Annotated in this window: 5 protein-coding genes; 1 reads left to right on the top strand and 4 read right to left on the bottom strand. The window is 69.2% G+C overall.

The annotated features are described in order from the left end of the window. On the top strand, positions 1–406 hold a 406-nt coding region (locus tag VR45_RS32790; RefSeq protein ID WP_045943532.1), incomplete at its 5' end, for a hypothetical protein. A gap of 192 nt (positions 407–598) precedes the next feature. Here VR45_RS32790 and VR45_RS32785 read toward each other — a convergent pair. The 4 genes from VR45_RS32785 to VR45_RS32770 form a co-directional block, all read right to left on the bottom strand. Continuing rightward, positions 599–1,300: a maleylpyruvate isomerase family mycothiol-dependent enzyme gene (locus tag VR45_RS32785; RefSeq protein ID WP_052709552.1), complete on the bottom strand. Its 702-nt coding sequence runs from the start codon at positions 1,298–1,300 to the stop codon at positions 599–601. A 207-nt stretch (positions 1,301–1,507) separates the two neighbouring features. Beyond that, positions 1,508–2,353, bottom strand: a complete 846-nt coding sequence (locus tag VR45_RS32780) for an IS5 family transposase (protein ID WP_045943531.1) — start codon at positions 2,351–2,353, stop codon at positions 1,508–1,510. Positions 2,354–2,942: 589 nt separating this feature from the next. After that, complete coding sequence (locus VR45_RS32775) at positions 2,943–3,458, bottom strand: DUF6328 family protein (RefSeq protein WP_045943530.1); 516 nt, start codon at positions 3,456–3,458, stop codon at positions 2,943–2,945. Between the two features lie 67 nt (positions 3,459–3,525). Further along, on the bottom strand, positions 3,526–4,005 hold the full coding sequence (locus VR45_RS32770) for a flavin reductase family protein (RefSeq protein WP_045943529.1): 480 nt from the start codon (positions 4,003–4,005) through the stop codon (positions 3,526–3,528). Between the last annotated feature and the right edge of the window lie 277 nt (positions 4,006–4,282).

Raw genomic sequence — 4,282 nt, 5'->3', positions numbered from 1 at the left:
CACCAAGCCCAACGAGCAGCTGATCACGCTCATGGAGCCGAAGGACCTTGCGATGCTGCTGCCGCCCACCGGGGAGCCCGGCCAGCAGGAGTGGCAGGTGGAGGGTCTCGCCGACGGCAACGTGACCATCAAGAACCTCAGGCACGGAACGTACCTGACCTACGACAGCGACCCGAACATCAACGAGATGATCATGGGGAGCACCGAGCCTCGCCCGTGGGCGCTCTACCAGGCGTCGGAGCCCTTCGCGTTCCACATCGTCGTCCCGGGCGGCCCCATCGAGGGGTACGAGCTGGCGCTGGACCTCAGCCTGCTGCGGATCTTCCCGCCACGGCTCGCTCTGCGACCGCTGGAGGTCAACGACCGGCGGCAGGCCTGGAAGTTCGCGAGGGGCCAAGAGCCCTGACCGCCTGCCAGCGGGCGCCGCCCGGCATGCCCGTCCGGGCATGCCGGGGGGCGCCCGGGTGACCGGCCCGGGGCCCCATCCATCCCGGGGGCCAGGAGACAACGGCCTCGGGTCAGCCGACCCGACCGGCGACCATCACCGATCTCACCGAACCGACCACCCGACCACCCGACCGCTTGCCCGTCACCGTGCTCACCTCCAGCCGGGGGCGGGTGGTAGCGGCCAGCTGGGCGGGTCCGGCAGTGGATGGTCGGAGGCGAGCGGGGCGTCGGTCGCGCGGCCGCTGAGCCAGGCGAGGAGGGCGTGGCCGGCGCCGGTGAGGGCGGGGCCGGTCGGGGCGAGGGGCCAGGAGCGGTCGAGGTCAGGGGCCTCGACGCGGGCGAGGGGGAAGTCGCGCGCGGCCAGCGCAGCGAGGGTGTCGTCAAGGGCCCAGGTCACGTACGTCCTGGGCCAGTCGGCCGGGCGGTAGCCGACGTCCAGGTCGACGTGGTGGGTTTCCAGCTCGCGCCAGCAGCGGTGGAGGGTGTACCAGGCCGGGTGCTGCCAGCCCGCCAGCGCCGTGACCAGGATGTCCCAGGCTTCGGCGGGCATCGAGGCGGTGGCTTCGGCCAGGCGTCCGAGGCGGGTGCGCAGGTCGGTGGCGAGTTCGGCGGCGCGGCGGTCGGTGCCGTCGAGCGCCTCGGCACCTGGCCTCGGGCCGGGTTCGGCGCCGGTACGGGCCACGGCCAGCAGCCAGAGGTAGGCGTCCACACTCCCGGTCAGATGGGTGATGATGTGGCCACGCGTCCAGCCGGGGATCGTCGAGGGCGCACGGACGTCCGTGTCGGTCAGCGCGTCGAGGACGGTGGTGAGCCGTGCTCCGGAGCGGGTGACTTCCTCGATGATGTTGATCACGGCCGTACTGTAGCGGCGGGGTCGGCCAGTGGTCACCGAGCCTGGGTCAGCGTGGACCTGGTCGAGTCCGCTGCGGATATCGTCGCCACCGGCACATCTCCGGCGCCGATTTCTGATGACTTCCCACGCTTCACAACCCAAGGCGATCGGCAGAGCCCATTTTCAAAACACGGCCTTAGAGGACGTCCTGTTTGCATGGGGGATAGTTCATGGATTGTGCCAGGTTATGGTGCTTTCGCCCGTTGCCCGCTTCGCGAGGTTGGAGATCATCGCGAGGCGGATCATGCTCTCGGAGTGTTCGGGCTTGGTCTCGTAGTCGCGGGCCAGTCGGCGGTGCATCATGATCCAGCCGAAGCTCCGCTCGACCACCCACCTCCTGGGGACGACTGAGAAGCCTTTGACCTGCGCGTTTCGCGGCACGACGTCCACGTCGATGCCGAGCTTCGCGCCGTGTTCGACGGCCTGGGTCTTGTAGCCGGTGTCGACCCAGGCCTTGGTGATCGCAGGATGGGTGGCGGCGAGTCGGCTGAGGAGCTGCTTTCCGGCGTCGTTGTCGGAGACGCTTGCGGCGGTGACCATGACGAGTAGAAGAAGGCCGAGCGTGTCCGTGACGATGCTGCATTTGCGGCCGACGATCTTTTTGCCGGCGTCGATGCCCTGTGTCTCGGTGGGCACGCTGGGCGCGGTCTTGACGCTCTGGGAGTCGATCACGCATGCGGTCGGTTCGGCGTCCCGACCTTCCTTCTCGCGGACCAGGCGGTGCAGGCGCACTCCGAGTTTCTCGATCGTGCCGTCCGCGGTCCACGCGCTGAAGTGCGAGAACACCGTGGTGTGGGGCGGAAAGTCGTGCGGAAGGTAGCGCCAGGCGATCCCCGTTCGGTTCACATACAGGATCGCGTTCATGACCTCACGAAGGTCGGAGATCTTGCCGCCGAGACCCAGCGACGTCTTCTGTCGCTCGGCGCGCCAGGCGGCCAGGGCCGGCTCCATCAGGGCCCAGCGGGCGTCGGACAAGTCGCTCGGATAAGGCTTGCGCTGCGGCTGCTTCGTCATAACTACACTGGTAAGGGCCGGAGTTGAGTACGGTCTATCGCTCGATCGGGTGACGGAGCACTGCGATCCGGGCATTCTCGAACCGGACAGGAGTTTTCCGGGCGAAACGGGATGAGTCGCAGCGGCATCGACGCTCGATCGGTCGCAGCATTCCGAGCAAAAGCCCCATCAGCGGAGTCTTCGGGCAGTAGACAAATCATCCCAAACCTACACCTGAACGACGTGAACGTCCTCTTAGTGGGCGTTTCGGCTGGAAACATGCCCATTGGCCCTGGTTCTTGGGAAGGTCTGCAGGGCCGCCCGGCGCCACTCCGGAGGCCGGGGTGACTGGAGTGTCGCTGGTGTGAGACGGCCTGCTGCGACGCCTCGTCCGCACCGCCGAGGGCCGAGACCCGGAGACGAGACAGGACGAGCCGCACAGTAGGGGCCCGGTACCGTTCCAGGACTTGCCGGACCCGGTCACGAGGTCGCGGGCCCGGTCGACCGGCCCGGCCCCCGGAGCGCGAGCAGCTTGCCGGCTGTGGGCCTGCTCGGCACCGCCGTGGCCGGCGATCTCCTCGAACGCGATCCACTCTCACCGGTCGCGCGGTCAGCCTTGGGTCCGGCGACGCCGGCGGGCGGCGGTGCGCCTCAGTACGACCTGCGGCAGGATCAGCCAGGCGGTGGTGAACCAGAGCAGGACGGCGCCGCTGAGGATCCACGCCACCGGTGCGTCGCTCGTGGCGGTGCGCAGCAGGAGCAGCAGGGCAGCGGTGATCGTCAGAGCCAGAGTGACGAGGCCGGTGGCGATGAGTCGGCCGGCGACGTGGATCAACTCCGGCTTCATGCCGTGGCCCGCGAGGAAGCGGTGGAAGGCGACGGGTGCGACGAGCGCTCCGGTGGCGACCGCGCCCAGCACCACGGTTGCGGTGTAGAGGTGCTTGTCGAAGTCGGGCAGGCTTGCGAAGCGGGGGGTGAAGGCGACGCTGAGCAGGAACCCGAAGAGGATCTGCGCACCGGTCTGACACACGCGTACCTCCTGGAGCATCTCGCTCCACAGCCGGTCCGCCCGTTCCTGGGGCGTCTCGTCGCGGCCGCTCCCGGCCGCTCCCCCGCCGCTGCTCATTGTCACCGGCCGTCTCCTTGTCCAGTCCCGCCACCGTGCCCGGCTTCCTTCTCCGAAATGCCCGGCATCATGCGGGGTGCCCGGCATCGATGTCCTTGACGTCCCGGAACGTCAGCGGCCTGCCGCTCGACGCGGCCCCGGTGTCGAGCGGCTCCAGGAGAAAGCCCACGTGGTCGCCCCAGTCCGCCCGGTCGAGAACACGGCCTGCGAACCAGGCCACAGCGCCCGCCAGCACCGGGACTCCGTACGGCCCTGCCTCCCACTCGGCGACCGCGAACTTGTCGACCTCGTCACCCGTGCGGCCGCCGAACAGCTCGGCGAGATCGTGCCGGCGCGCCGGGAGCAGATGGACCACCAGCACCTGCGAGCGCGACGCGACGGCGTAGGTACGGTTCGCCTTGGAGATCCACACGGAGAATCGGGGCGGTCGAATCGAGCACTGGCCGGCGAAACCGACCAGGCACCCCGCGCGTTCCTGCTCGGCCGTCGCAGTGACGACATACACCGGGTAGTCGAGCAAGGCGGTGAATGAATCGAATCGGCCCATGACTCTGCTTCTTCCCTCGGACCTGGGGAGCTGTCGCGGGGAACTGCTCGACCGCACGACCGGTCGCGGTGGTGACCGCCGAGCCAGGACCGCGCCCGGGTAGGACCCGCGCCGTCGCGCCGCTGCACGCGGTTTCACGGCACGGCTCCGGCATTCAGCCAGGAGCTGCCCCCGGCAGGCCCGACCGGCGCATGGCGGGGGCAGCCGGTGGGCCGCCCTGATCGCCTCGAATACCTGTCAACGGCCGTGGTCATGTCGGCAACGTACGCCCGCCGGC

It is taken from the genome of Streptomyces sp. NRRL S-495 (assembly GCF_000966955.1).
Classification (GTDB): domain Bacteria; phylum Actinomycetota; class Actinomycetes; order Streptomycetales; family Streptomycetaceae; genus Kitasatospora; species Kitasatospora purpeofusca.
The sequence above is the reverse complement of the archived record's forward strand: the minus strand, read 5'-3'. Positions and strand labels throughout refer to the sequence as shown.